This window comes from Clostridium sp. JNZ J1-5 (assembly GCF_053901425.1).
In genome coordinates, this window is the sequence record NZ_CM132773.1 from 2,253,807 (window position 1) to 2,280,787 (window position 26,981).

The window sequence follows — 26,981 nt, forward strand, 5'->3', positions numbered from 1 at the left end:
ATTTTTATTTTAATTAATGTTTCTTTTTCCAATGTTTTGCACTAAAATAGTTAATATATAACCATGGTAATTAATATTAAATATTTAATATGTAAACTTTAAATAGAGGTGACTACTTTGATTTCAATCAATGAAAGATCCATAAGGAACCTAACCAGTAAAGGTATTTATGAAAGAGGAGAAGACTATTATTTACAAGGGAACGTTTTAAAGATAGATGTTAAAACGGTTAAAGATAATGATAGTGGTTTTGAGGTGCTTTCCATTAAAGGTAAAGTTAAATCGGATAATAGCAATAAAATATACGATTCTAGTGTTTCTATAACAATGTATGGTGGAATTACAAATGTAAATTGTGATTGTCAAGCATTTATGAACTATTTTCCGTCAGTAGGCATGTGCAAGCACGTAGTAGCTATACTTTTAAAGTATGTAAAAGAAAAAGATAAGATTATTACTGCAAAGGGTTCAAAGGATATACAAAGACTCATTAATAGATTAGGCATTGGTGTAATATCTAGTAATGATGCAAAGAAGGAACTTGATTTGAATTTTATATATGAACATAAAAGCTTTAACTCTGGATTATCATCCTTGGAGCTTAAAGTAGGAGAAAACAATTTATACATTGTTAAAGATATAAAAGAGTTTATAGAAGCTATCATAAATAAAGATAGAGTTATTTCCTTTGGAATAAATTTTACTTTTAATCCTAAAATTCATGAGTTTAAAGAAGAGGATAGGGAGATAATAGAAACTCTTAAAGAAATTTATGAAATAGATAAAAGTCTAAAAGCCATGGGAAAAATCTCACAGATGAACACTTTTTTTAAGGGAAAAAAAGCTTATATTACTGATAGCCATACAAAGAGAATTTTAAATAACTTAAAAGGAAGAAATATAACATTTAAATCAAATCAATATGAATCAATTAATACATTAGTACTAGAAAAAGATATCCCATTAGAATTCAGCATGTATATGGATAATGAACATATTTTTTTAAAACAGAAAGGACCGTCCCCGATTTTTTTGACTAAAGATATGGAATATGTTTATTATAATAAAAAGATTTATAATCCCTCAAAGGAACAGATGATGATATTTGAGGCTATTTATAATCTGTATAACAGTAATGAAGATAGTATGATAAAGTTTAATTTGGAGGATAAAGAGGCTTTAGCTTCATACATATTACCTACAATAAAAAAAATTAGTTCTGATATTAACGTAGATCCTATGATATCAAAGGATTTTTATGAGAAACCTTTAAATGTTAGATTTTATTTAGATAAATATAGGGAAGGTATTAGTACAGAAGTTAAGTTTAGTTATGGCAATTTAGACATAAATCCTCTAACTAGTAAACAAATAAAATCTGGAGAAGGTTTCTTGATTAGAGACATAATTGAAGAAACTAGAATAATTAAAGGACTATTAAAACTGGGCTTTGAAAAACACAGAGGAAAATTTATATTAAGAGAAGAAGACAAAGTAATAAATTTTATAAGTAACCAGATAGAAGAGCTTTGTAATCTGGGTGAAGTATATTATTCTGAAGAGTTTAAAGATATAAAAGTATACAGCACTCCTAAGATAAATTCTAGCATAAGAATTGATAATAATAACTTACTAGAATTTCAGTTTGACACTGAAGGATTGGATAGAGAGGAACTTAGAGATATATTTAATTCCATAAAGGAAAAAAAGAAATATTATAAGCTTAAAAAGGGAGGATTTATCCCTATAGAATCAAAAGAGCTTGAAAACTTTTCTAATATGATTGAATACTTAAATATAAAAGATTCGGATTTTCAAAAGGAAAAGATGCTTTTATCCCCATATAATGCACTATATATAGATGAGGTATCAGGAGAAGACGGATTAAATATAAATAAAGACAAAGCTTTTGAAAATTTAATAAATAATATTAAAGAAGTGAAGGATTTAGCATATGAACCAAGCGAAAAGTTAAATGGAATAATGAGGCAATACCAAAAGTTTGGATTTAAGTGGCTTAAAACTTTAGCTAGCTGTGGGTTCGGAGGAATATTAGCAGATGAAATGGGACTTGGTAAAACACTTCAAGCTATAGCATTTATAGAATCAGAAGTAGAAAAAGAGAATGAGCCTAGTCTAGTTATAGCACCAACCTCACTTGTTTATAACTGGAAAGATGAAATAGAAAAATTTGCACCTAATATTAAAACATTAATAATATCAGGAGACAAAAGAGAAAGAAGACAAAAATTAAAAAGAGTAGAAGAGTACCAAGTTATAATCACATCTTACCCACTTATAAGGAGAGATGTAGAAGAATATAGTGATATAGTGTTCAAATATTGTTTTTTGGATGAAGCACAGTATATTAAGAATCCCAATTCTATAAATGCAAGATCAGTAAAGGAATTAAAAGCTAAAGCTTATTTTGCTCTTACAGGAACTCCAGTAGAAAATTCACTTACAGAGCTTTGGTCTATATTTGATTTCATTATGCCTGGATATCTTATGAGTCATAGTAAATTCTTGCAAAAGTATGAAATACCTATAATCAAAAGTGGCAATCAAAATGTATTAGAAGAGCTAAATAGACATATAAAACCTTTCATATTGAGAAGAATGAAAAAAGATGTTATACAAGAACTTCCACCTAAAATAGAACATAAAATTCTAATAGAAATGACTAAAGAGCAAAAAAAACTATATGCAGCCTATTTAACTCAATTTAAGGAAGATATGGCTAAAGAAATAAAAGAAAAAGGATTTAAGAAGAGCAAACTTAAAATTTTATCTATGTTAACAAGACTAAGGCAAATTTGTGATGATCCTTCTATTTTTATAGAAAATTATAAAGGAGATAATGGAAAAATGGAAGCATTAGATGATTTGCTAGAGGATAGTTTAAGTTCAGGACATAGAATACTCCTGTTTTCACAATTTACATCTGTACTAAAAAATATTGAAAAAAGACTAATTAAAAATAAAATTGAATATATGTATCTAGATGGAAATACACAAATGGAAGATAGAGTAGGTTTAGTTAATAGCTTTAATGGCGGAAAAGGACAGATATTTTTAATATCCTTAAAAGCTGGAGGGACAGGGCTAAATCTTACAGGTGCAGATACTGTAATTCATTTCGACCCATGGTGGAATCCAGCTGTAGAAGAACAGGCAACAGATAGAGCCCATAGAATAGGCCAAAAGAATACCGTTGAAGTTATAAAACTTATTACTAGAGGAAGTATAGAGGAAAAAATATATAACTTACAACAAAAGAAGAAAATGATGATTGATAATGTTATAAATAAAGAGGAAAACAATAGCTTAATTTCTCACATGACTGAAGATGAAATTAGGGAATTATTTGTTTAAATAAGAAATTTTATATTCATCTGACCACTATAATAATTTAGTATTTAATACAAAATCTTAAAATAAGTAATGCCAATAGATACAATAAATATAAAAATTTATAATTATTTTTAAGAGGATGATATATTTGATAGAAAAAATAGTTAGATTTATAACAAAAAAGAAAAAAACTATATTAGAAAAAGACTTAATTGAGACAAGAGATAAATTCAGAGAAGTAATATATAATAATGGCAGCCTATTAGATCCAGAAATAAATGAAAAATTAGTAAGTTTGCAAGGGAAAATAGAATATTTAATAGAAAAAGATTATCATGAAGAAATATTAAAAGGACTTAATGGAATTTTAATAGAATTAATAGACAAGAGTATTGAAAACAATAAGATAGCAGCTAGTTCAGTTAAAAAATTAAAAGAAACATTAATACAATATGAAAAATTTATAGATGATTTAATAGTGAAGTTTCAAGAAAAAGAGAATTGTGAGAGAAACATTGAAGTAGAATTTAATAATAAGTCTATGGAAAAGTTTGAGAATGTAGTAGAAAATATAAGGGAAGATATAAATAAGGATAAGGGTGTATTTTAAAAGCCTTAGCGTTGAATGCTTCAACACTAAGGCTTTTAATTAAAATATATTAAAGTATTTTTATTTTGCAGGTTTGTAATCTTTTAGAGTTTTAAATTCATAACCTTGGCTTTTCAAATATTCTATTACTTTAGGCAGAGAATCTGCAGTAGTAGCTTTAGTTGCAGCATCATGCATTAATATAACAACTTGATGCTGTTTTCCAACAGATTTTTTTACGTTTTCTATAAGTGTAGCAGCTGGCACATTGAGTCTTTCAGCATCTCCGTTTAAAGCATTCCAGTCTACATAGATGTAACCAGCATTTTTTGCTACTGCTTTAAAAGGAGCTCTTTTTTTACCATAAGATCCTCCAGGAAAACGAATTACCTTGCTGTCAAAGTTTCCTAATATAGAAGTTAGAACTTGGTTAGTTTTTTCAAATTCCTTTAAAAAGTTAGCTGATGAACTATATATTTGATTATATTCATGAGAATAAGTATGATTAGCAATCATATGGCCTTTAGCAGCTTCTTCTTTAATTAAATCGGGATATCTTTCTGCATTTTTTCCAATTACAAAGAATGTAGCTTTTACATTGTAATCATCTAAAACCTTTAAAACTCTAGGAGTTATATTTTTTGTTGGACCATCATCAAAAGTTAAAAAAACTTCTTTTTTTGTTGGATTTGTTTTAGTATTATCTGCAGGTTTATCAGCAGGCTTATTAGTAGCATCTGTAGTAGATTTATTTGGGTCATTGCTTGTATTATTATCTTTATTTGTTGCATTAGGCTCATTTGTTTTAGAGTCCACATTAGTTGTATTTTTATTTGTATCCTCTACTTTATCTTTATTACCTTGAAGAGTTTTATTATCTTCTAATTTCTTATCAGATGCAGCTTTGTCAGATTTATTTAAAAATTTATTTCCTACAGCAAAGCCTATAGAAAATAAAAACATAAAGCTTAGAACTATAACAAGAATTCTTCTTGTATTCCTTTTTTTTCGTAAACTTCTCAACGCTATCCCATCCCTTGACATATTATTTTTGTAGTTTTTTCATTTGTTCATCCCATGCTTTAACATAATTTCCGGTAGCCCATTGAGACATTACAGCTGTTTCACTATCATTTAAATTTATTACTTCTAATGGATTAGCTCCCAAATTATTATTAATAATAGTATATATGAGAAGCTTGTCTTTTGTTATAACTACAACAAAGTTTTTATTGGGAGAGGAATAGGCATCCAATGCTTCTGGAACTCGTTGCTTTATTATACTCCAACTAGGAAATAGTGAATCATAACCAACAATATCTCTTGAAGGAATTAGAGGTATATCAAAGTCTCCAAAAGACTCTTTAGAAGTTTGAGTAACTGAATCTAAGCGACCTCTAAGTATCCATTTACCGGTTTTACGAACAATTCCAAAGTCAGCATACCCAGGAGCTTGTTCAAATTTTTGCCTATCATTAAAGTCTAATGAATTTAGATAAGCTGCAGCTCCTTGTTTCAGCGATTTTATACCTTGTTCACCTACCAAATTTGATATTAAAATGGGGTGACTATTTTTATTATTTATTGTATCTAAAGCATAAAGCCTTAGTAATTTATGTTTATGGCCTGTATCCTTATTGTAATATGAATCACCATCTAATTCCAATGAGATATAGTCATCTCCTACAAAAAGAATATCTACACCATTAGTATAGGTTTGACCATCAATAATTATATCACTTTCTTTAGATTTTTGTGCAATATTTTTATTAAGAGGATGAACCATTATTTGGCTGTTTATGCTATTGTTGCTTACCAGATGTTTTGAATCAATAAACCAAAAACCGCTTTTCCTAGGAACAAGTAAATATGGCAGCTCAGATATGGTAGGTTTCACTGAACGATTATCAAAATTAATCCAAAGAGTTCTATAAGTAGGTATCTTTATATTGCTGTTTTTTTGATTAGAGGAATCTTTAATTTCCACTGGTCTATAAGATTTTAAACCAAGTAATAATCCAGAATTAAATTGTTTCATAACTTCAGAAGCGTGTAAAACTTTTTTGCTGTTTATAACTTTATCATGAACTTCAGGGTTGAAAGGCATATCTGCTTTATTAGGCTTTGCACTCTCTTTTTCTTTTCTAGTTAAGACGTAGAAAATACCATCAATTGAAGTTAATATAGTGTTATTATCAGTCATTATAAAGGATGCAAAATAGTTATCATTGTAAGTTGCTGTTATAACCTGAACTTCTGGTTGATTAATTTCTAGAGATTCAGGGTTTATTTCATATTTACTTACTAAAAAGCTTCTGCTATCAACAGTTTTTATTTTAAATTCTGGAGAATCACATACCTTATCTAATAAAACTAATTTATTTTTATTAATATAGACAGTTTTACCTATCTGACTTTTTGCCGTATTATCTCCTAAGGAGTCGTTATTGACATTATAGTATTTTTCAACAAGCCATTTCCCACTAATGGCCATTTTATAATCAGTTGGTGGTACTATTTTAGCGGTATTTGGAATTTCTTTTCTGCTACAACCAAATAGAGATAAAAACAGTGTAAAAATTACAATAAAAAGTAAAGGCCTTTTAATATAATGCATTAATTAAATCCTCCTATAACATATTACAAGTTTAAAAGTTACAAAAGGTAACAAAATAATTAAAATTATGATACAAGTTTATTTAATTATCTATAGGCAATGTTACTAAAACTTCTGTACCCTTATTTTCCTCACTTAGAATTTCTAAAGTACCATTATGCAGTGAAACTATTTCTTTGCAAATTGAAAGGCCTATACCATTTTTAGATTTACTGTTTTTACCTTTATAAAATTTTTCCGTAACTTTAGGTAAATCTTCCTTTGATATACCACAACCAGTATCTTTAATGCTAATTAATATATTATTTTCTTTGAGAGATACATTTATGGTTATTGAACCTCCAGAAGAAGTAAATTTAAAAGAATTATCTAATATATTCATAAATAGTTGTTTGAGCCTATTCTTATCTGCAGATATATTTGGAATAGAATCTTTGTAAATAACTAATAGCTTGATATTATCACGTTCAGCTCTAGGGGACAGTTGCTTTTCAGTATGATTTAATAGATCTTTTAAATCAATACAATCTTTTTTTACTACAATTTTTCCGGATATAAGTTTAGAAAAATCAAGAAGCTCGTCCACTAATAGACTCAATCTATCTGACTCCTCTTCAATTATGTTTAAACCGTCTTTAAACTCTTCTTTATCTTCAGGACCGCATAAATTCAATGCTATAGCCCAGCCTTTTATGGAGGTTAATGGGGTTCTTAATTCATGAGACACTGAAGCAATAAATTCATTTTTTAAATTTTCATTTTTAAGTATTTCTTCTGACATGTAGTTTAAAGTATCTGTTAGTTTACCTAACTCATCGTCAGAAGTTTTTTCGATTTTTTCATTGAAATTACCAGAAGCCATTTTCTCAGCGCCTAAGGTAATCTCTTTTATAGGTTTCATAATTTTACCAGCAACAAATATACTAATTATACTAGAAAGTATAATTACTGTAATACCTATTAATATTAGAAAAAAAGAAATTAAATGTATGCTTTCATCCACATTTTTTAATGAAGTAATAAACCTAAGGACTCCTTCAATATGATCTCCCTTTTTTAATGGAAGTGCTACTGACATCATAGTTTCATTTGTATTTGGGAGATGGTAGACAGTGGTGCCTAATTCTCCAGCTACAGCTTTAGTGAAGTCATTAGATGTGATAGGTTCAAAGCTGAAATAGCCTATTGAATCCATAAGTATATTACCTGAAGTATCCAAAATTTGAACTTCAGCAGAAGTATTTTTCCAAAACACATCTATATCGTCAGATACGTTTTCTTTAAGTCCTGTAGAAGATAAATAAGTATTGTAAAATTCAGTTGATAACCTTATCTGATTTGACAACAGGTCTTTAGCATTATTGTAAAAATAGTTTTTAATAGAAGTTATTAATACTATCTCACATATAATTACAGTTAAGATTATTATTAAAAAGTAACTGGCTGTTAATCTTGTTTTTATGGATTTCAAATTAATCCTCCTTCCACCTATATCCCATGCCCCATACAGTTTCTAAATAGTTAGGAGAGGAAGGGGAATCCTCTAACTTATTACGAAGTCTACGTACATTTACATCTACTATTTTAGGGTCTCCAACAAAATTATATCCCCATACTAAATCTAAAAGCTTATCCCTACTTAAGGCTTTATTTGTATTTTCTATAAAAACCTTTAAAAGTAAAAATTCTTTTGGAGTCAAATTAAGTTTTGTATCATTTTTATAGGCAATTTTAGAACTAAGATCAACTTTAAATGGACCAGAAACTAAAATGTTTGAAGGTTCATCCTTAGAGAAAGTCATACGTCTAACTATAGAATTAATTCTTGCGGATAATTCTAGTGGGTTAAAGGGTTTAACCATGTAATCATCTGCACCGAATTCTAGACCTTTTATTTTGTCTATATCTTGTCCTAAAGCAGTCAGCATTATTATCCCTATGTTAGGATGGTCTTTTCTTAATATCTCACATACTTTAAATCCATTGATTCCAGGAAGCATAATATCTAAAACTACTACTATTGGATTTTCAAGTATTACTTTTTCTATTCCTTCTTCTCCGGAAGAGGCTTGTATAACTTCAAAGTTTTGCTTTTCTAAAGCTAACTTTATAAATTTTCTTATAGATTCTTGATCTTCAACAACTAGTACTTTGTTATTCATTAATGTACCCCCGTAATACAAATAAACTAATAAAATTTAAGTCATATAATATATTATACCGCATCAAATGTTATAAAAAGTAACATAAGGGTTAATTTTATTGTTATAACTTTAAAGCAAAATATCTTTAATTATATTGTAATATTAATGATAAGATAATATAATAGATTAAAATACCAGTAAGAGTCAATAATTGAAATATAGGTAATTTTATTAAAAGATTTTAATAAAGAGGTGTAAAAATGGCTGAGAAAAGATTGAGTGTATTGAGAAATTTTAAAAGAAACATACCTACTAATGCAGGGGAATCTCTAACTCAGGTCTTAAATAGGTTTATAGATGCATTTGTAACTCATGAAGAAGCTGCATTAGGTGGATTTTGTGTCCATGAAGAAGTTAAGCATTTAATGACAGCTTTAGACAATGAAAAAGAGATACACATAAGAAATAACGAATCTTTAGATAAAGTAACTGAAATTTTAGGTGGAGTTCTAAAAAGAGAAGATATTTCTCAGGAAGAAAGAAAAGATATATACAGAGTGCTCAGTCAACTAAATAACATACATAGAGAAAGTCAGCTTCAAAAATCTAGACATGTAACTTCAAGAGTTATAGCTGCTATGGGTGTGGCAGGTTCAATAGCTATTTCTCTAGGAACAATTTTAATACATGAAAAATACAAAACACAGAGAGAAAGAGAAAAATGGAATAATTACTTTGATAGATGATAATAATATTGACATATTGAGTAATCTATCATAATATTTTAAATAAGGATTTATCTGATGACTACCATCCGTAATACTCCAACTTCTAAAGTGGGAGATAACGGCTGTTACGTCCCTAGATAAGGGCTTACCTAAAGGATAACGACTTCTAAGGAGTAAAACTCCTAAGAATTCTGTTAATAACCTTCAGTTGGAGAAAAAAACTCCACCTAAAGCCAAGAATCCTCTTTATAAAACAAATGCGTTGAAGAGAAGAGTAGTAAATGAAAGTGCTTAAAAGAGAGCCAGGAAAGGTGAAAACTGGTGGCATGGAAGTTTGCGAAGATGGCCTTGGAGCATTCTATCTGAAAATTTTAGGATAGTACGGGTGCAACCGTTATAATGCAAGGTGATAAAATCGGTCTAGCTAGATTGAGGAGTCACTTATAGAGGTTTTTGTCGTGAGGCAAAAACGAAATAGAGTGGTAACGCGTAAATTATGCCTCTAAGCAAGTATACTTGCTTAGAGGTTTTTTTTATTAGCATATATAGTTGAGTATACATGGAATCTTCTCAACTTAAGAAAAAGGAGGAATTAACATGAATAAAAAGACTTATTACATTACTACCCCTATTTACTACCCATCAGCAAATCTACACATAGGAAATACTTATACAACTGTTGCAGCAGATGCTATAGCTAGATTTAAAAGACTTACAGGATATGATACATTCTTTTTAACTGGGACAGATGAACACGGACAAAAAATTCAAAGGCTTGCAGAGGGAAAAGGAATTACACCTATTGAATATGTAGATGAAATAGTAGCAGGTATAAAAGAATTATGGAAAATAATGAATGTAAGTTATGACAAGTTTATAAGAACTACAGAAGACTATCATATAGAAACAGTTCAGAAAATATTTAAGCAATTATATGACCAAGGTGACATATATAAGAGTGAATATGAAGGACTATACTGTACTCCATGTGAGTCTTTCTGGACAGAAACACAGCTTGTAGATGGTAATTGCCCAGATTGTGGAAGACCAGTTGAAAAGACAAAAGAAGAAGCTTATTTCTTCAAAATGTCAAAGTATGCAGATAAGCTTATTGAGTATATAGAAACTCATCCAGAGTTTATACAACCTGAATCAAGAAAAAATGAAATGTTAAATAACTTTTTAAGACCAGGTCTTCAAGACTTATGTGTATCAAGAACTTCCTTTAACTGGGGAATACCAGTAACATTTGATGATAAACACGTTATATATGTATGGATAGATGCACTTGCAAATTATATAACTGCCCTTGGATATGACCAACAAAATGATGAATTATATCAAAAATATTGGCCTGCAAATGTTCATCTAGTTGGAAAAGATATTTTAAGATTTCATACAATTTATTGGCCAATTATGCTAATGGCTTTAGGTCAACCACTTCCAAAACAAGTATTTGGTCATGGATGGTTATTAGTTGACGGTGGCAAAATGTCAAAATCAAAAGGAAATGTAGTAGATCCAGTAACATTAGTTAAACATTTTGGAACTGACGCTGTAAGATACTATCTTCTTCATGAAATACCTTTTGGTCAAGATGGATTGTATACAAGTGAAATCTTTATAAAAAAGACAAATTCAGATCTTGCTAATGATCTAGGAAATCTTGTAAACAGAACAATTGCAATGATAAACAAATATTTTGAGGGAGTAATTCCAGCACCTACTGCTAAAGAAGCAATAGATGAAGAATTAATTAGAATTGCTCTTGAAGCACCATCTAAGGTAGAAGGAAGAATGGATGCATTAAAGCTTCCAGAAGCATTAGACGAAATTTGGACAGTTGTAAGAAGAAGTAATAAATATATAGATGAAACTATGCCTTGGGTACTTGCTAAAGATGAAGATAAAAAGGAAAGATTAGGGACAGTGCTATATAACTTAGTTGAAAGTTTAAGAATGGTCTCCGTAATGGTTTCGCCTTTCTTACCAGAAACAAGTGAAAAGATTAATAAACAATTAAATGTAGATCTTACAACTTGGGATAGTTTAGCTTCCTTTGACGGCACAAAAGCAGGAGCAAAGGTAGGAGAGGGAGAAGTTATATTCCCAAGAATAGATGTGGAAAAGAAATTAGAAGAGCTTGCAAAATTACAAGAAGAACAAAAAAATGCATCAGAAGCAGCAAAAGCTCCAGAAATAGCACCTATGAAACCAGAAATTACAATAGAAGACTTTGAAAAAATTGATTTAAGAGTAGTTAAAGTAATAGCCTGTGAACCAGTTAAAAAAGCAGATAAACTTCTTAAGTTAAAGGTTGATTTAGGCGGAGAAGAAAGACAGGTTATATCTGGAATTGCAAAATATTATAAACCAGAAGAATTAATAGGAAAGTATGTTGTGTTAGTTGCTAATCTAAAACCAGTTAAATTAAGAGGGGAATTATCACAAGGTATGATACTTGCAGCTTCAGATGATAAAGATAAATTATTTGCAGTAGATCCAGGTGAACTTCCAACAGGAAGCGTAGTTAGATAAGATTATATTTCTTATAAATTAGGCTGCTTACAAAGATAAATGTAGGCAGCCCTTAATTGTATAAATATCAATTAGTTTTAAATTTAGATAGTGGAATATTGAATTGAGGAATACCTGATGAATAAGGAGCTATTTCATATTGTTGAAAATATATAATTAAATTGCTATTTTCAATTACAAAGCATGGATTGTCTGACATACCTTTAAAATCTTCTGAGAAATAAAGATTAGGATTCCTGATTATCTCATTTTTTATTGTTTTATCAATTATGCCCTTATAGTCTAATTTGCCTTTAAATATATCTTTTAAATCTAATACTTTTCCTGTATTAAGATCTATATTATAAGACTTTCTTGTAGTACTTCCGTGAGCTCCACCAGTATATTGGTAATAATCAATGTACATACTTAACAAATTATTATCCTTTGATAAAATTTTATAGTTAACAACAGCGGAATAGTTAGGCATTGAAATATCGTATTTTTTACATTCTTCAAAGTATTCTTTTGCCATTTCTTCAATTTCATTTTTAAAACTTATGGCGTCTTTTTCAAACATAGAATTAATTTTTTTCTGAAGCTTTAAATCTTTTAAGCCGCTAACTACAGGGATTTTTAAATCTATTTCAGTTAATTCATCTTTTGTGTTTACGACCTTTGATGTAATGTTTATAGAAGAATTTTTAGAAGCAATGGATTGTGTATTAACATAGCCTTTGGAAGGAATTGAATCAAAGTTTTGGTTTGAAGTTGTTACAAAAGGTGATGTAGAAGCTGCTATAGCTGCTGCTATGCTCAGGTATGCTATTTGTTTCATTATAAGTTCCTCCTTATACATATATAGTTTATTCTCTTGCTAATAAGTTTACTTTATTCTTATTTGAAAATAATTAAGTTTTAGCTACAGAAAAGTTACAAAAAGGGGACGGTTATGAAATATTACCTATATATTATGTAATATTTGTATGAAAATTTAATTTGCATATTTAAATTTAAACCCAGGTGTAGTAAAATTACTATTGTTGAAATTCCACTAAGATTGTAATATATTGAAATGACAGGTATGATTAAATTAGTTGGTAATACTAGTTCATAGATGGTAAAAGTTTTAAACTAGTTTCCTAATATAAATGCTAATTTAAAATTTAGCCAAATATCAGAATAAAAGGGGAGTGTGCAAGTTATGCCCTATACAAAATTTTTATTTTCAGCCATAATAGGTGCAATTATAGGTTATATAACCAACTGGTTAGCAATAAAGATGTTATTTCGTCCGCATACAGAAAAGAGAATTTTTGGTATAAAAGTACCTTTTACACCAGGACTTATTCCAAAGGAACAAGATAGGATTGCCAAAAGTACAGGGGAAGCTGTAGGAAAGCATCTTTTGACTAGTGAAACTATGGTAGAAGCTTTAAGAAATAATGGAATGGATGAAAAGTTTAAAATCTGGGTAGAAAATAAAGTATTAAATATAATAAGAAGTAATATCTCCATAGGAGAACAACTAAAAGAAGTATTAGGGGAGAAATTTAATTCTTCTATGGGTTATATAAAGCTTAAAATAGCAAGTTTTATATTGAGAACTATAAGAAAAGATAAATTTAAAGAAGAAGTTGAAAATTTAATTTTAAAAGAAATAAAAAAAGAACTTTCTAAAAATCCGGAGATTATATTAGAAAATGTCTATTATAAAGATATAAGAAATAACTTATTGAAAAAGGCTGAAGAGTATAAAAATTCAAATGAGTTTAAACAAATATTGCAAAATATTATAGATGGAAAAATATCAGAATTAGAAAATTTGGATAAAACATTGGAGGAAGTTATTCCAATTGGGTTTGTAAGCACAATTAAAGTGTATGTATATAGCAGGAATCATGACATTGCCATGGCTATTAAAAATATAATGAAAGATGATAGCGTACAAGAAAAGATTAAAAAGGCACTATCAGAGATGATAAGCAGTAATGTAAATTCTCTAGTAGCTATGTTTCTAAATCCAGATACTATTTTTAATAAATTATCACCGGCTATAGAAGGTTATTTAAACAAGGAAGATAACCAAAAGGAGATTGCCCTTTTTATAAATGACTTAATTGATAAGCTTTTACAAAATAAGTTATCAGATATACTGTTAAGTCTTTCAGATGAAGGAAAAGAGAAAAATGCTAGAGCATTAGGCAATATAATAGTAGATAAAGTAATAGACACTAAATTAATTAATGAAATATTTACAGCTACAGAAAATAAATTAAAAAACAGCGGAACTATAGAAGAGTTACTTAAAAATAATAATATTGATGCAGAAGTGATTTTAAAGAATTTTATCACTGATAAGCTTAACTATATTACTGAAAACAAGGAAATTGAATGTAAAATAGGGGAGTATGTGGACACATTTGTTGATGATATAATGAAGATAAACTTATGTAATGTTTCAAAGGATAATGAGGATAAAATATCAAAAGTAACGTCTAAATTAGCAGAAGAGATATTCGAGAGATTCCTAACAAACAGAGCAGGAGAATTCATTAAAGCTTTTGATATAAGTAAAATAGTTGAAGATAGGATAAACTCTTTTGAAGTATCCTTTGCTGAGCAAATTATTCTTGAAATTTCAAGTAAAGAATTAAGTGCTATAACATGGCTTGGAGCTCTACTTGGATTCATTATGGGCCTTGTATCTTCGGTTATTGCAGCGTTATAAAACGTAAGACTTTTAAAGCCTTACGTTTTTTTTAATTCATACGATAATATAGAAATATAGTAAAAACTTTCTTGCTATGCATTTTTGTACTAAGATGTGTATATTAGCTTATATTAAAAGGGGGTATATTAAGTGGTTATAAGGACTAGACATTCGTTAGCAATTTTTATTTTTTTATCTATTATTATATTTATGCCTAGTTATTTGGCACAAGCTATTGATATCAAAGACAATCAAATTGTAGACAAAAATAAAACTTGGACTATAAAGTTTAACAAGGAAGTACAATTAGATAGTTTAACCAAGGAAAATATTTTAGTAACAGATACTAGTAATAACAAGATAAATGTGGAACTTAAATTAGGAGGGGATAATAAGAGCGTTATAGTTAACCCTCCAGCTAATGGATATGAAGCGGGGAAAAAATATACTTTGAAGATTGGCAATAAGATGCAATCAAAAGACAATAAAAGTTTAAAAGAAGAAATTATATTTAATTACAGTATAAAAGAAGATGCTAATAAAGAACTTACTACAAAGGAAATAGTAAGCAAATATGGTAAAGCAGTTGTTTATGTAGAAATAGAAGATAAAAATCATATTCCAATAGGAACTGGAAGTGGATTTATAGTAAATTCTAACGGGACAGTTGTAACTAATTTTCATGTAATTAAGGGAGCAGCATATGGAAAAGTAACTATGCAGGATGGAACTAAATATGAGATGGAGAGTGTATTAAATTACAATGAGAAGCAAGATATAGCTATTTTGAAGTTAAAGAATACAAGTAATCTACCAGTGGTTATATTAGGAGATTCAGATAAAGTAGAACTTGCAGATGATGTAATAGCCATTGGAAGTCCAGAAGGATATAGTAATACTATTTCACCTGGGATAATTAGTGGATTGAATAGAACTGGAAGTAGAGGGTATAAAGATATACAAACTACAGCAAGTATAACCCATGGTTCTAGTGGAGGAGCACTGTTTAATAAGTTAGGACAGGTGGTTGGAATAACCTATGCAGGGTTCGAAAGCTCAGGAGATTTAGGATTTGTAATACCTATAAACGAAGTAAAGCTATTTTTATCTAACTTTAATCCTAAGAGCCTAAGTGATGTAAATGGCATATCATCGTCATCAACTAAGCCTCAAGCTCCAACAGGAGTAAAAGCATGGACAGCTTCAAATAATGAAATAAGGCTTCAATGGAGTCAAGTGAGCAATATAGATGGATACTATGTTTATATAAGCTATGATGGTGTTAAGTGGGAAAAGGTTGTAGATGATTACACATCGGAAAGCTTATTCCAATGGAATACGGAATATTCATTGCATACTCAGTATTTATATCCTGAGACAACTATCTATTATAAAGTTACATCAGTAAAGAATGAAATTGAGTCAACACCTAGCAGTGTTGTCAGTGCCAAAACCTATGTAACTTACTTTCCGTTAATGAACACTTTGCCTGAACTTTATGGTGAATATGAAGACTATACCATAGATGATCAAGGATATTCTGTATTGTATTATTATTTAATTGAAGATCTTCCAGAAAGCTTTATGGAAGACTATGATTATATTTTATCAAAATATGGATGGGAATATTACAATCTTACTTACTTAGATAATGGAACAGAAGTATTATGGTATCATAAAAATGGACAAGTTGCCAGTATAACTACACTAGAAGGATATGTAATAATTGGAGGGACAGTTCATTAATATTATGAATATCATAGGGACAGTCCCTGCAAATTTTGCAAGTTTTAGAAAATTTATATATGGATTTATAGAGAATTTACGGGGACAGTCCTAGTAAAATTTATATAAGTTATTAATTAATAGAAAACTCCGCCTAAATAAAAATTAGCTGGAGTTTTATTATTTTAAATATTAATCAAAATAATATTATAGAACAAAATAATAAGGGCGGCTTTAAAACCTTCTATATGAGAATCACATCATGTAGTATAATGTTTATAGTAATCTATTTTTAATTTATTTAACCTATATAAGGAATAATATGTTGTAGTAAATTGTTATAAAAGATATGAGAGGGGTAAATTAATGAAGGTAATCTGTAAGGAATGTGGAAAAGAAATAGAAAGTAAAGATGAGCTACTTGTAGCTACAAAATCAACTAGTGTTAATGCTTATCATGGAAAATGCTATGTTAATCTGTTAAGAAAGAATAAAACAGCTAAATCTATAACTTTAGGAAAACCTATAAATACGCCTAGATGGACAATACTATCTGGAATAATTTTTGTTATGGGAGTTTTATTTTCATTATTTGGAGGAGCTCAAGATAATAAGGCTAGAGTAATTGTTATACTAATATGCATCATACCAGCACTTTACAGGCTATATAGCTGGTATAAATACGAAAGTAAATTTGATAAATAATAAAAATATGCTGGAGGAGTTAAAATGATATTTGATTCACATGCACATTATGATGATGAGAGTTTTGATGCAGATAGAGAACAGGTCATAAAAGAGTTAAAAGAGAACGAAATAATAGGGGTTTTAAACTGTGGAGCATCACTTAAAGGTGCAAGAGATTCATTAAAGCTTGCGGAGAAGTATGATTTTTTTTATGCTGCAGTGGGTATTCATCCTGAAAATGCATATGAACTTACAGATGAAGCATTTGGAGAGATAAAACAAATGACTAAGAATTCAAAGGTAAGGGCCATTGGGGAAATAGGATTAGATTATTATTGGGATGAGAATCCTCCAAAAGACGTTCAAAAAGAAGTTTTTAGAAAACAGATGCAGCTCGCTAAAGAATTAAATCTACCTGTCATAATTCATGATAGAGAAGCTCATGGTGATACTTTAGAAATAATGAAGGAGTTTCCAGAGGTTAAAGGAGTACTTCATTGTTTTTCAGGTAGTGTAGAGTTTGCCCGTGAATGTTTAAAGCTTGGCTATTACATAGGTTTCACTGGGGTTGTAACTTTCAAGAATGCAAAAAAAGTGTTAGAGGTAGCAAAAGAAGTTCCGCTAGATAGACTTTTAGTTGAAACAGATTGTCCTTATATGGCGCCAACACCATATAGAGGCAAAAGAAATAGATCTGAATATATAAAATTTATAATAGAAAAAGTGGCTGAAATAAAGGGCTTATCCATAGAACAAATGGAAAATAAAACCATAAAAAATACTAAAAACTTGCTAAAAATAAATTACTAGTGTAAAATATACTTAAAACTTTTTCTAAAATAGGGAAATAAAATTACCATTGAATGGTTAAGTAACATGAATAAAAAGTTAAAATGTGGAAATCATTTAACATAAGTGCATTTTTATTTTCATAAAATATCAATGTACGGATACTAACTGATAGAGGAAAACTATGCAAATGGTGCATTTTATTTACTTATTAAGTGGACAAAAGATACTGAATTTGACGAAAAGAACTCTAGAGGTTATAATGGTTAAGGCACTTTTGTCAAGGAGGTTTATGTATGTTACAAAAATTAAAAGGCAACATAAGAACCTACTTCTCTAGTGGACCTAAGGTGGCGTTTTTCATAACTGTGTTAGTATTTGTGTGTGGCGCAGTAGGCTTACTGAACATGGAGAAAAGCGTAAACATCATGGTAGACGGACAAGAAATGAGTGTAATGACATATAGAAGCAGCGTAGAAGACATATTAAAAAAGAATAATATAGCACTAGGTCCTAAGGATATAGTAGAACCAGACCTAAAAAGCAAGATAAAATCGGGAGACACTATAAAAATAGAGAAAGCTGTTAATGTTCAATTAGAAATTGATGGCCAAACTAAGACTGTATTAACAAATGCAGATAGTGTTGATCAAATGTTAGCTGAAGAAAGAATACAATTAGGAGAAGAAGATAAGATTTTACCTGCTAAAGGTGAGAAGATTAAAAATGGTCTAAAAATAGTAGTTACTAGAATGAATACTAAGATTGAAAAGAAGGTTGAATCAATCGAATTTGCCACAGAAGTAAAGAAAGACCATGATCTAAAAGAAGGACATAAGAAAGTTGTACAAGAAGGAACAACTGGACAAAAAGAAGTAAACATAAAAGTTGTCTATAAAAACGGAAAAGAAATATCAAGAGAAGTAGTAGAAGAAAAAGTAATTAAAAAGCCTACAAATAAAGTAGTTGCCATGGGAACTTTAAAAACTATGAAGCTTTCCCGTGGAGGAGAAATCAATTATTCTAAGAAATATAGAATGAGAGCTACTGCCTATACAGAAAGTTATAAGGATACAGGCAAGAGGCCTGGGGATAAAGGCTTTGGAATTACTGCATCTGGGACAAGAGTTAGAAGAAACACAGAAGGATACAGCACAGTTGCTGTGGACCCAAGAATAATCCCACTTGGTACAAAGTTGTATATACCTGGATACGGCTATGCTATTGCCGAGGATACTGGTGGAGCTATTAAGGGAAATAAGATAGACTTATACTTTAATAGTGATAACCATGTTTACAGGTGGGGAGTAAAGTATGTAGATGTTTATATTGTTGATTAGAGCGCTTGCGCTCTATTTTTTTATTTTCGATATTATACGAAATCAACAATCTCTTAAAACTTAGCCTTTAGTTTATTTTTCACACTTGACATAATAATATATATAGTTAAAAATATTATGTATGGTAGTTATTTCAATTGTTAGGTTTAGCTATGTTTACAGAAAGATATATTCTTTTAGAACATAGTGTGAATTAAAAGCCTGGAAACTAGCTATTAGTATAATATAACTTAATTAAAGTGGAGGCTTTTTATTGTTATGATGATAAAAGAAGTTATTGTTGTTGAAGGTAGAGATGATGTAACAGCTGTTAAAAGGGCAGTAGATGCTGAGATAATAGCAGTAGGTGGTTTTGGAATTAATGCAGAAGTTATAGAGAGAATAAAAGAAGCACAAAAAAGGCAGGGAGTAATTGTATTCACTGATCCAGATTTTGCAGGAGAGAAGATAAGAAGAATTATATCTAAAAGAGTAAAAGGAATAAAGCATGCTTATATAACAAAGCAAGAGGGCCTTAAGGATGATGATATTGGAGTAGAAAATGCATCTCCTGAAACCATAATAAAAGCACTAGAACATGCTAAATGCGAAGTAAAGGAAAAAAGAAATGAATTTAGCTCAGAAGATTTATTTTTCTTTAAACTTACAGGAAGCAGTGAAGCAAAACAAAGAAGAGAAGCTCTAGGAAAAGAGCTTGGAATAGGATATTGCAATTCTGCACAATTTATAACTAGGCTAAATAATTACGGCATTAAAAAGGATGAATTTATTAGAGCACTAAATAAGGTTAATAAGGAGATAGGTAATGGAGAGAGTCACAACTAAAGATGTTGTAAAAAAATATAATTTTAAGTTTAATAAAAACTTAGGACAAAACTTTTTGATAGATGATACTGTGCTAGAAGATATAGTAGAAGGTGCAGAAGTATCTAAAGATGATTTCATAATAGAAATAGGGCCAGGGGTAGGAACATTAACTAGGGAGTTATTAAAGAAGTCTAAAAAAGTGTGCTCTATAGAATTAGATTCAGACTTGATTCCTATTTTAGAGGAAGAGCTTAAAGAATTTGATAATTTTCAGCTTATACATAAGGACGCATTAAAAATTAACTTCGATGAAATAATCGGAGAAGAAAAAAGCGTTAAAGTAGTAGCAAACCTACCATATTATGTAACAACTCCTATTATAGCAAGGCTTTTAAAAGAAAATTATAAGTTTCATTCACTTACAATAATGATTCAAAAGGAAGTTGCTGAGAGAATTGATGCAGAACCAGGTGGAAAAGATTACGGCTCACTATCTGTTTTAGTTCAATATTATTGCGATACAAAGATTATAAGAAAGGTTTCTCCTAAATCTTTTATACCTCAGCCTAAGGTTGATTCCATAGTTATAAGATTAGATAGACTAAATAAACCAAGAGTAGATGTTAAAGATGAGGAATTATTTTTTAAAGTAGCAAGACAGTCTTTTAATATGAGAAGAAAGACACTTAGAAATGCAGTAAAGAGTTTGGGTATAATTGATTCCGATAAAATAGAAGAAGCTTTTCAATTAGCCAATATAGATCCTCAGAGAAGAGGAGAGACGCTATCCATTGAAGAATTTGCAACTTTAGCTGATAGTATATATAAAATAAAAGAAGTTTAGCAGGTTATTTTTATTAACCTGCTAAACTTCTTTTTATTTGTTTTAAAGTTTTTGTTCATTTTTTGAAAATATAACATATATATTATAATAATGAATAAATTCAACAAATAAATTGAATAAGTTGTATGGGGGGAAAATCGGTGGCATCTAAAAGAAATTATAGTAGATACTTCATTATATTACAGGAAGATGAAAAAGGCTATTCAACAGATAATAATAAGTTTCCTACTGGATATGCAAAAGTTGAAAGAAAAAATGACAAGTGTAAGATATCATATTATGTTCAAAATCTAAAGAAAAGCAAAGATCCTTATTACATGATGCTTATCTGTGATAGAAAAACCGATAAAAGATTAGTAAAATTAGGTCCTATTAACATAGACGATTATGGAAGAGCAGAAGTTTCTTATGAATATAGTGTTGAAAATGTGGCAAATAGCAGTATACCAATGGAAAATATAAAGGGTGCATCTATAGTAAGATTAGATGGTTCCACTGTATATGGAATATTAACTGGATTTGTAAGTGGAACTAAGCTAAATGATTGGAAAAGCTATGCAGTAATTGAGAATAAAGAAAGGATTGAAGATAGTAAGGAAGATCAGACTATAGAAAATGAACAATCAGCCCCTGTACAAGAAGAGAAAGCAGAAGAAAATAAGAAAGAAAAAGTTAATCAGGAAGAAATTATAGTTAAAAGAGAAGAGAGTGAAAAGAAAGAGGAAAATAATATATTTGACGAATATGAAAAGAACATAGAAAATTCCAAGAACATAAACATTAAAGAGAATAGAAATAGTAATAATGAAGAAGTGCTTGAAGAAAATAAAAATGATGATAAAGCAAAAATCATTGAAGAAAGTAAAGTAACTTCCGTTGAAGAAAATAAAGACGAGAATGAAAATATAGAATTTAAACAAGAAGTAGAAGCAAATAGTAATTTAAATGATTCAAAAGAGAGCAGAAATGTGGAAGAAGAGCATAAAGATAGTTTAGAGGAAGATAATTTAGAAGAAAATAGAGATTATGAAAAAGAAGCAGAAAGTATTAAAGAAAATACAAAAGAACTTGAAAAATCGGAAGACGTAAAATCAGAGAGAAGACATGATCACAAAAAAGATAAGGAAGAGGAAGAATATTGTAAGGAACATAAAGAACACAAAGAACAGTATAAATGTGAAGAAAAAGCTGATTATTCAACAGGAATTTTATCAGATTTCTTTAATGCATTAGCATATGGATTAGAGGAAGTAAAAGGTGTATGCCCAGAGGTTGGAAAATGCAAATGGCATAAAGTTAAATATAAAGATTTAAAAAATATAACACCTAATATGGATTTTAATAAATACACAATAGTATATTATCCAATGATCAGTTATTATCCTTATATACAAAAATATGGACATTATTTAATGGGATATAAATGCAATTCAACTGGAGATGTGAAATATCTAGTATATGCAATACCAGGTACAAAGGCAGTACATGACCAGCCGTTTGGTGGTTCCACTGGTTTTGTAACATGGGTATGCAGAGATTATGGAGAAAATAGAGAAGACAGTGTTGGATATTGGTTGATGTTCTACGACTTTAAAAATTCAAGAATTGTTGTTCCAGTAAAAAGATAACAACTCAACTAACTGCTTTAGTAAAAGCAGTTAGTTGAGATATTTTTTGAACAATCTTCATATATTATACTAGGCTAAATTTAAAATATGGGGGAGTAATATGAAAATAATAATAATGAACAAAAGGAAGCTAGAAGTATTCATAACGTTAATTATATTGATGGGAATTCTATTTGCAGCAGGTGAAATGGTAAAAGGACACTTAAAAGCAGTGAGTTTCATGCAGAACAATATAAAATCCTTAAAAACTTATGAAGTATTAGATGGAAAGTTCAGCTATAAGTTACCATCTGAATGGACTACTAGTATAAAGGACTTCCCTGGGAATCAGATAATATATCATAATGAATTTATTTCTAAAGATTTAAGCATAAGCGGATTTGTTCAAGTATGGAATGAAGAAGATGACTTAAAAAATTTTTTAGATATCAGCAAAGAAGCTTCTAAAAAACAAAATAAAATTAAGAATTACAAAATTAGTGATTTTAAAATTGGGGACAAGAAAGGCTATTTAGTAAAATATATAATGAAATCAAAAGATGTTGATTTTGTAGCATATGAATATTTTATAAAATATAACAAAGGGTTTATAAGATTTTCATTTTTTATGAAGAATAAGGACTTTAAAGAAGATATTGCAACATTATATGATAGTATCTTAAAAACAGTATCTTTAGAATAAATATTAAAATTTATATAATTGATTTACATATATGAAAGTATTATAATTTTTAATATAAAAGTGAAAAGAAGCCTAGTGCTTCTTTTGTTATTTTATATTATCTATTGGTTAGTTTTTCATAAAATAACTTTTTATTATGGTATGATGTACAGAGGAAGAAAAGGTGAGATATTATTTTTTATGTATGTTATAATTTAAAGTAATAAAACCTAGGAGGTAAACTTGTGTTTAAAAGGATACAGCTGATATTCATTATTTTTATAATTACTTTAAGCAGCACTCTTACAGGATGTACAACTTTAGATGATGCTAAATTAAGGTTTGGAATGAAAAATAAAGATTTTGAATACATAAATGAAGGTAGAATAAATAAAGTAGTAATACAAAATAGAAGAGATAAAGGATTTACTTTTATAGTTACGGATAAAAATGCAATAAAAGATCTTTATGATATAATGTCCGGTGCAAAGGAAGTTAAAAATAAAATAACCTTAGAACCTGATTATACACTAGAGTTTCATGAAGGTATAAATAATGTACATAAGTTCAACTATGTAGCAGGACTAGACAAAAAAGATGCTGGTAATTTATACAGTGATGACAAAATATATATAGTATCTAAAAGATTAGACGACGATATTATTAAAAACTTTTGGAATATAAGAACACCTAAAGAATTTAAAAATGTATATTATGGTTCAATGCTTAAGGCTGTAGAAGACTATAGAAAAAGCATAGGTAGTGAGAAAAAAATTGGTATAGACATTGATGATGAAGAAGTGGCAAAATTTATTCTTACAATGGACTTAGAAGATTTCAAAGAAAATTTAAGTAGTAATACGGAATTGGTTAAAAACTATGATAGAAATAAATATGATGTGACTATGGATATAGAAACTCAAGGTTATAAAACTGATATTTACAAATGTATTATTACATTCTATGACAAAGCCGCTAAAAAAGAAACAAAATATTATTTTGTAAATAAGTATCAAATTAATTCATGGAAATTTAGCTTCACAAAGGATAAGGAACCAGAAAATTTTTAAATCTGTAGAACTTTCTACAGATTCTATTTATTAAAATAATTTAGTGCTATAATGTTAATATTAACTATAAAATGATTTTTGCATAGGAGGAATGTACATGAGTAATTGTGATAGTTGTCCAAGTAAAGGAACATGCAATTCTGAAGAAGGATGTTCAAAGATGATTCCTAAGTATGGCAACATTAAGAATATAATTGGAGTTATAAGTGGTAAAGGTGGAGTTGGAAAATCAACAGTTACAGGAATACTTGCAGCTGAACTTTCAAAAAAGGGATTTAAAGTTGGAGTATTAGATGCAGATATAACTGGGCCATCTATGCCAAGAATTTTAGGAATAAGCGAAAAAAGAGCTCAAATGATTCAAATTGAAGGCAGTGAAAATGAGCCAAGGTTTGTACCTGTAGAAACTGCCAGCGGCATTAAGGTTATTTCACTGAACTTATTAATAGAGAATGAGGATCAGCCAGTTATATGGAGAGGACCGTTAGTTACAGGAGTTCTAAACCAAATGTATGGTGATACAATATGGGGAGAGCTTGATTATTTGCTTATAGATATGCCTCCAGGAACAGGAGATATAGCTTTAACAATTATGCAAACTATGCCTTTAACGGGAATGGTTGTAGTATCAACTCCTCAAGACATGGTATCTATGATAGTTAAAAAAGTTGTAGTTATGATAGAAAAAATGGATATAGAATTACTAGGAGTAGTAGAAAATATGTCCTACATTAAATGTGGAAGCTGTGGAGAAAAGATTAGAGTATTTAGTAAAAAGCCTGCTGAAGAACATGCTGAATACCTAGGAGCACCACTTCTTGCAGAGATGCCAATAAATCTTGATATGGTTGAAAGTTTAGAAAAAGGACAGATGGAAGATTTCATAAAGAATTCAGAAGAATACGATGAATTTTTCAATAATTTTATGAAAAAGTTAGGTAATAAGTAGAAATAAATAGGTAGTTTACTCTTAAAGAGAGTAAACTACCTATTATTTTAATCTATTAAAATAATGCTGCTAACATTATTATATAATTAGATGTAAAATCTCTAAATAAAAAAATCATTCATTCTATTGTTGGTCATTGATCCTGTAGGAGAATTTAAATTAATATCTACAGTATCTCCTATATTTGCATAAGGAGGAATTTGGGATAAGTTTACATTTGTGATAGACCCTCCCTTAAATGCTACTAAAGCTTCTATTTTATTCATTTCTAAAATTTTTCCTAACATATACACATTTTCCCTTTCTTAATTTATTTACTATATAGTCTTGGTAATTTTAGCTCTATTATTCGTATAGAAAATAAATTAAATACTGCAAAAATATTAAATATAGAATTAACATCTTAATCTATAGGGAATATTATAAAAGACAATCATTTTAAAATAGTAAATGAAGAGGGGTTGTTGATTTTTTATGAGCAACTATGAAATATTATTAAGGATTGGAGTTGCTATTTTAATAGGCGGGATTTTAGGTTATGAAAGAGAATTTAAAAATAGGCCAGCAGGCTTTAGAACTCACATTTTAGTTTGCGTTGGAGCAGCAGTTGTATCTATGATACAGGTAAAAATTATTGATGACACATCAAAGATGATAATAAGTAATCCAGAATTAGCTGATGCATTAAAAGGAGATATGGGAAGACTTGGAGCCCAGGTAATATCGGGTATAGGATTTTTAGGAGTAGGAACTATTATTCATGATAAAGGATCTGTAAAAGGATTGACTACAGCGGCAAGCATCTGGATAACGGCATGTATTGGACTTGCCATTGGTATGGGATATTATTTTTTAAGCTTTGCTTCAGCTATAGGAGTTCTAATAGTGGTGGTTTGTATGAAGAGATTTGAAGCAGACTTTTTTGAGAAGATAAATACTGTAACTATAGAAATCGAATATTACAATAAAATGGATTTAAATGAGGAAATAGTTAGATATTTTAAATCAAAAAATATTAAGGTAAAGGATTTAGTGTTTTCTATAGGAAGAGAAGAGGTAAATACTCCATTTAAAAAGTGTTATTATATTATCTTAGTATCCAGACATACAAACTTATCTAAGATAGAAGAGGATTTAAATAAATTTGAGCAAGTAATAAAAGCTAATATAATTTAAAATATAATAATATATTTATAAGAGTTTATCCACATACTAATTTTAACCCGGAATTAGTAACTTAATAATTTGCTTTTGTTGTATAGAGCTGAAATTTTATGATACTAAAATTATATAGGATAAGTTTATAGGGTTAGTTAGGTGGTGTAACAAATGAAAAAAGTATCCGCTATATGTATAAGTATTTTTATAATATTAACTACTTGCTCACCTACAGTCTTTGCCAGTACAGAAGGTGAAAATGATAAATTATATAAAGATTTTGTAATTGCATTAGTATCACCATATGTTATGCAAGCTGTAAAGCAATATTATGGAGCGCCAAAACAATTTGATCTTTATAATGCTAAAATTTTAAGCTTAGAAAGAGCAGAAGAGGAGTCTTTTTATTTCAAAATTACAGTGCAAATAAAGACTTTTGAAAGTAATCATAAGCCACCTTACGGAATAGAAACAGTAACTCTTATAAATACAAACAAAGGAATAAAAATATTAGAATTTAAGCATTCAGAAGATTCAATTCCGGATTCACTATAAAAATTCAATGAATGAATTTTGTTATGAAAAAAAGTAACTTATAAAAATAATTAGTTTTCTACTATTTTTATAAGTTACTTTAATTTATTTTAAATTCATATTACTT

At 29.1% G+C, this 26,981-nt stretch carries 23 protein-coding genes and 1 other annotated feature; of the genes, 17 read left to right on the top strand and 6 right to left on the bottom strand.

What is annotated here, in order from left to right:
* Positions 1 to 108 precede the first annotated feature (108 nt).
* Positions 109 to 3,375: an SNF2 helicase associated domain-containing protein gene (locus ACWW38_RS11010; protein ID WP_456257599.1), complete on the top strand. Its 3,267-nt coding sequence runs from the start codon at positions 109 to 111 to the stop codon at positions 3,373 to 3,375.
* Positions 3,376 to 3,502: 127 nt separating this feature from the next.
* Positions 3,503 to 3,964, top strand: a complete 462-nt coding sequence (locus ACWW38_RS11015; RefSeq protein WP_456257600.1) for a hypothetical protein — start codon at positions 3,503 to 3,505, stop codon at positions 3,962 to 3,964.
* Positions 3,965 to 4,024: 60 nt separating this feature from the next.
* Here ACWW38_RS11015 and ACWW38_RS11020 read toward each other — a convergent pair whose 3' ends face one another.
* From ACWW38_RS11020 to ACWW38_RS11035, 4 genes are all read right to left on the bottom strand, one after another.
* Complete coding sequence (locus ACWW38_RS11020; protein WP_456257601.1) at positions 4,025 to 4,966, bottom strand: polysaccharide deacetylase family protein; 942 nt, start codon at positions 4,964 to 4,966, stop codon at positions 4,025 to 4,027.
* 22 nt (positions 4,967 to 4,988) lie between these two features.
* Positions 4,989 to 6,560, bottom strand: coding sequence for a hypothetical protein (locus ACWW38_RS11025; protein ID WP_456257602.1), 1,572 nt, complete (start codon positions 6,558 to 6,560; stop codon positions 4,989 to 4,991).
* Between the two features lie 82 nt (positions 6,561 to 6,642).
* Positions 6,643 to 8,037: a sensor histidine kinase gene (locus ACWW38_RS11030; protein ID WP_456260453.1), complete on the bottom strand. Its 1,395-nt coding sequence runs from the start codon at positions 8,035 to 8,037 to the stop codon at positions 6,643 to 6,645.
* On the bottom strand, positions 8,033 to 8,722 hold the full coding sequence (locus ACWW38_RS11035; RefSeq protein WP_456257603.1) for a response regulator transcription factor: 690 nt from the start codon (positions 8,720 to 8,722) through the stop codon (positions 8,033 to 8,035). The genes ACWW38_RS11030 and ACWW38_RS11035 overlap by 5 nt, the downstream gene beginning before the upstream one ends.
* Positions 8,723 to 8,964: 242 nt before the next feature.
* Here ACWW38_RS11035 and ACWW38_RS11040 point away from each other — a divergent pair, with 242 nt between their 5' ends.
* A complete protein-coding gene (locus ACWW38_RS11040) occupies positions 8,965 to 9,450 on the top strand; it encodes a hypothetical protein (protein WP_456257604.1) in 486 nt (161 codons plus the stop codon).
* Between the two features lie 235 nt (positions 9,451 to 9,685).
* Positions 9,686 to 9,939, top strand: a binding site (T-box leader).
* Positions 9,940 to 10,029: 90 nt separating this feature from the next.
* Positions 10,030 to 11,970 (top strand): methionine--tRNA ligase, encoded by a 1,941-nt coding sequence (metG, locus tag ACWW38_RS11045; protein ID WP_456257605.1) that lies wholly within the window; start codon positions 10,030 to 10,032, stop codon positions 11,968 to 11,970.
* A 67-nt stretch (positions 11,971 to 12,037) separates the two neighbouring features.
* Here metG and ACWW38_RS11050 read toward each other — a convergent pair whose 3' ends face one another.
* Positions 12,038 to 12,787, bottom strand: a complete 750-nt coding sequence (locus ACWW38_RS11050) for a DUF3298 and DUF4163 domain-containing protein (RefSeq protein ID WP_456257606.1) — start codon at positions 12,785 to 12,787, stop codon at positions 12,038 to 12,040.
* Between the two features lie 366 nt (positions 12,788 to 13,153).
* Between ACWW38_RS11050 and ACWW38_RS11055 the strand changes: the two genes are divergently transcribed.
* From ACWW38_RS11055 to ACWW38_RS11105, 11 genes are all read left to right on the top strand, one after another.
* The gene (locus tag ACWW38_RS11055) at positions 13,154 to 14,680 is read left to right on the top strand and encodes a DUF445 family protein (protein WP_456257607.1); all 1,527 of its coding nucleotides are present in this window, start codon (positions 13,154 to 13,156) and stop codon (positions 14,678 to 14,680) included.
* Positions 14,681 to 14,812: 132 nt separating this feature from the next.
* Positions 14,813 to 16,408, top strand: coding sequence for a trypsin-like peptidase domain-containing protein (locus ACWW38_RS11060; protein ID WP_456257608.1), 1,596 nt, complete (start codon positions 14,813 to 14,815; stop codon positions 16,406 to 16,408).
* Between the two features lie 345 nt (positions 16,409 to 16,753).
* Positions 16,754 to 17,092, top strand: coding sequence for a hypothetical protein (locus tag ACWW38_RS11065; RefSeq protein WP_456257609.1), 339 nt, complete (start codon positions 16,754 to 16,756; stop codon positions 17,090 to 17,092).
* Positions 17,093 to 17,116: 24 nt separating this feature from the next.
* Complete coding sequence (locus ACWW38_RS11070) at positions 17,117 to 17,884, top strand: TatD family hydrolase (RefSeq protein WP_456257610.1); 768 nt, start codon at positions 17,117 to 17,119, stop codon at positions 17,882 to 17,884.
* Positions 17,885 to 18,159: 275 nt separating this feature from the next.
* Positions 18,160 to 19,203 carry a ubiquitin-like domain-containing protein gene (locus tag ACWW38_RS11075; RefSeq protein ID WP_456257611.1) on the top strand — a complete coding sequence of 348 codons (1,044 nt, stop codon included), beginning with the start codon at positions 18,160 to 18,162 and terminating at the stop codon, positions 19,201 to 19,203.
* Positions 19,204 to 19,464: 261 nt separating this feature from the next.
* Positions 19,465 to 20,028, top strand: a complete 564-nt coding sequence (rnmV, locus tag ACWW38_RS11080) for a ribonuclease M5 (protein ID WP_456260454.1) — start codon at positions 19,465 to 19,467, stop codon at positions 20,026 to 20,028.
* The gene (gene rsmA / locus ACWW38_RS11085) at positions 20,009 to 20,854 is read left to right on the top strand and encodes a 16S rRNA (adenine(1518)-N(6)/adenine(1519)-N(6))-dimethyltransferase RsmA (protein ID WP_456257612.1); all 846 of its coding nucleotides are present in this window, start codon (positions 20,009 to 20,011) and stop codon (positions 20,852 to 20,854) included. Before rnmV ends, rsmA begins: the two co-directional genes overlap by 20 nt.
* A gap of 140 nt (positions 20,855 to 20,994) precedes the next feature.
* Positions 20,995 to 22,482 carry a DUF7922 domain-containing protein gene (locus ACWW38_RS11090; RefSeq protein ID WP_456257613.1) on the top strand — a complete coding sequence of 496 codons (1,488 nt, stop codon included), beginning with the start codon at positions 20,995 to 20,997 and terminating at the stop codon, positions 22,480 to 22,482.
* 100 nt (positions 22,483 to 22,582) lie between these two features.
* Entirely contained in the window at positions 22,583 to 23,164 is a 582-nt protein-coding gene (locus ACWW38_RS11095; protein WP_456257614.1) for a hypothetical protein, read from the top strand.
* A gap of 224 nt (positions 23,165 to 23,388) precedes the next feature.
* Positions 23,389 to 24,213, top strand: a complete 825-nt coding sequence (locus ACWW38_RS11100; RefSeq protein ID WP_456257615.1) for a hypothetical protein — start codon at positions 23,389 to 23,391, stop codon at positions 24,211 to 24,213.
* A 97-nt stretch (positions 24,214 to 24,310) separates the two neighbouring features.
* Positions 24,311 to 25,162 carry an Mrp/NBP35 family ATP-binding protein gene (locus ACWW38_RS11105; RefSeq protein WP_456257616.1) on the top strand — a complete coding sequence of 284 codons (852 nt, stop codon included), beginning with the start codon at positions 24,311 to 24,313 and terminating at the stop codon, positions 25,160 to 25,162.
* A gap of 101 nt (positions 25,163 to 25,263) precedes the next feature.
* Here ACWW38_RS11105 and ACWW38_RS11110 read toward each other — a convergent pair whose 3' ends face one another.
* Complete coding sequence (locus ACWW38_RS11110) at positions 25,264 to 25,449, bottom strand: hypothetical protein (RefSeq protein ID WP_456257617.1); 186 nt, start codon at positions 25,447 to 25,449, stop codon at positions 25,264 to 25,266.
* 187 nt (positions 25,450 to 25,636) lie between these two features.
* Between ACWW38_RS11110 and ACWW38_RS11115 the strand changes: the two genes are divergently transcribed.
* Both ACWW38_RS11115 and ACWW38_RS11120 read left to right on the top strand, forming a co-directional pair.
* Positions 25,637 to 26,338 carry an MgtC/SapB family protein gene (locus tag ACWW38_RS11115; protein ID WP_456257618.1) on the top strand — a complete coding sequence of 234 codons (702 nt, stop codon included), beginning with the start codon at positions 25,637 to 25,639 and terminating at the stop codon, positions 26,336 to 26,338.
* Positions 26,339 to 26,491: 153 nt separating this feature from the next.
* A complete protein-coding gene (locus ACWW38_RS11120; protein ID WP_456257619.1) occupies positions 26,492 to 26,875 on the top strand; it encodes a DUF3888 domain-containing protein in 384 nt (127 codons plus the stop codon).
* Positions 26,876 to 26,981 lie beyond the last annotated feature (106 nt).

Excerpts from the sequence above, each read along its gene's own strand:
- ACWW38_RS11095 (WP_456257614.1), top strand. The coding sequence starts at position 22,583 with ATGAAAATAATAATAATGAACAAAAGGAAGCTAGAAGTATTCATAACG.
- ACWW38_RS11025 (WP_456257602.1), bottom strand. The coding sequence starts at position 6,560 with ATGCATTATATTAAAAGGCCTTTACTTTTTATTGTAATTTTTACACTG.
- metG (WP_456257605.1), top strand. The coding sequence starts at position 10,030 with ATGAATAAAAAGACTTATTACATTACTACCCCTATTTACTACCCATCA.
- ACWW38_RS11110 (WP_456257617.1), bottom strand. The coding sequence starts at position 25,449 with ATGTTAGGAAAAATTTTAGAAATGAATAAAATAGAAGCTTTAGTAGCA.
- ACWW38_RS11050 (WP_456257606.1), bottom strand. The coding sequence starts at position 12,787 with ATGAAACAAATAGCATACCTGAGCATAGCAGCAGCTATAGCAGCTTCT.
- ACWW38_RS11105 (WP_456257616.1), top strand. The coding sequence starts at position 24,311 with ATGAGTAATTGTGATAGTTGTCCAAGTAAAGGAACATGCAATTCTGAA.
- ACWW38_RS11035 (WP_456257603.1), bottom strand. The coding sequence starts at position 8,722 with ATGAATAACAAAGTACTAGTTGTTGAAGATCAAGAATCTATAAGAAAA.
- ACWW38_RS11070 (WP_456257610.1), top strand. The coding sequence starts at position 17,117 with ATGATATTTGATTCACATGCACATTATGATGATGAGAGTTTTGATGCA.
- rnmV (WP_456260454.1), top strand. The coding sequence starts at position 19,465 with ATGATAAAAGAAGTTATTGTTGTTGAAGGTAGAGATGATGTAACAGCT.
- ACWW38_RS11040 (WP_456257604.1), top strand. The coding sequence starts at position 8,965 with ATGGCTGAGAAAAGATTGAGTGTATTGAGAAATTTTAAAAGAAACATA.
- ACWW38_RS11055 (WP_456257607.1), top strand. The coding sequence starts at position 13,154 with ATGCCCTATACAAAATTTTTATTTTCAGCCATAATAGGTGCAATTATA.
- ACWW38_RS11065 (WP_456257609.1), top strand. The coding sequence starts at position 16,754 with ATGAAGGTAATCTGTAAGGAATGTGGAAAAGAAATAGAAAGTAAAGAT.
- ACWW38_RS11075 (WP_456257611.1), top strand. The coding sequence starts at position 18,160 with ATGTTACAAAAATTAAAAGGCAACATAAGAACCTACTTCTCTAGTGGA.
- rsmA (WP_456257612.1), top strand. The coding sequence starts at position 20,009 with ATGGAGAGAGTCACAACTAAAGATGTTGTAAAAAAATATAATTTTAAG.
- ACWW38_RS11115 (WP_456257618.1), top strand. The coding sequence starts at position 25,637 with ATGAGCAACTATGAAATATTATTAAGGATTGGAGTTGCTATTTTAATA.
- ACWW38_RS11120 (WP_456257619.1), top strand. The coding sequence starts at position 26,492 with ATGAAAAAAGTATCCGCTATATGTATAAGTATTTTTATAATATTAACT.